This is a genomic window from Frankia sp. AgPm24 (assembly GCF_023243055.1).
GTDB classification, from domain to species: domain Bacteria; phylum Actinomycetota; class Actinomycetes; order Frankiales; family Frankiaceae; genus Frankia; species Frankia umida.
Window position 1 is genome coordinate 1 of sequence record NZ_JALKFW010000073.1, and the last position, 954, is coordinate 954.

General features: G+C 68.4%; 1 protein-coding gene. It reads right to left on the reverse strand.

The features are described 5' to 3' along the window. Window positions 1–4: 4 nt before the first annotated feature. Window positions 5–940 (reverse strand): methylenetetrahydrofolate reductase, encoded by a 936-nt coding sequence (locus tag MXD61_RS05700; protein ID WP_248811794.1) that lies wholly within the window; start codon window positions 938–940, stop codon window positions 5–7. Window positions 941–954: the final 14 nt, after the last annotated feature.

Genomic DNA, 954 nt, shown 5'->3' on the forward strand with positions numbered 1-954 from the left:
TGTTTCAGTCCAGCTGGCTGCGGATCTCGCGGGCGAGGTCGATCGACGCGTCGATCTCGACCTTGCGGTTGGTGAGGCTTTCGACGTTGATCCCGAACGGCAGGCCGAGCCGGCGGCAGAACCCGATGAGAACTCGGGCGATGACGACGCACTGCTCGTATGACGCTGTCAGCGGGTCGCCGGACCTGGTGATCTCGGTCCGCAGCCAGCCGGGGACCTCGATGCCGAGCCAGGACATGAACTCCAGGGTCTTCACCGAGCCGCACGGCGCGAGGGACAGCACGACCGGCGCCGGGTCCAGACCTTGGTCCCGGCAGCCGTAGGCGTAGTCGGACAGCAGGTTCCGAGTGTGGTCCAGGTCGTAACAGATCTGGGAGACGAAGAACTCGCAGCCCGCATCCTGCTTGCGCAGCATGCGGTGGTGCTCTGCCCCCGTATTCGCGTGCCGCTCGGCGATCGCAACGCCGCCCATGCGTGGCGGGCGCGACAGCCCAGCGTGCCGGTGGTAGGCCTCGGGCAGGCTCGTCCGCACCACCTGGTGCCGGGATGCTGCCCCGACCAGCACGGTCAGCACCCGGTCGCGGGAGGCCTCCGACAGCCACTGGCCCAGCTCGTCCCCGGTGTACTTGCTCACGGCGCGGTAGACGACCACCGGCCCGGCCCAGCCGGCCAGGTGCCGGTCGAGGAAGACGGCCGGATCCATCATCGGCATGAACGGGAACGGCCGCGGGGCCGAGGACCGGTCCGCTTCGGCATCCACGTCGTAGAGGAGGAGCCCGTCGACCTGCACTGACTGGAGCCGGGTCAAGGCCGCCTCGGCGACGGCGTCCGCCTGTTCTGAGGTGGTGGTCGCCCGCGGCGGGGTCAGGCCGTAGAGCAGGACACCGTCACGGGTCCTGGCCAAAAGTTCGGGGGCACTGGTGGTTTCGTGAGAAGCCATCCATCAATTATGTC

Excerpts from the sequence above, each read along its gene's own strand:
- MXD61_RS05700 (WP_248811794.1), bottom strand. The coding sequence starts at position 940 with ATGGCTTCTCACGAAACCACCAGTGCCCCCGAACTTTTGGCCAGGACC.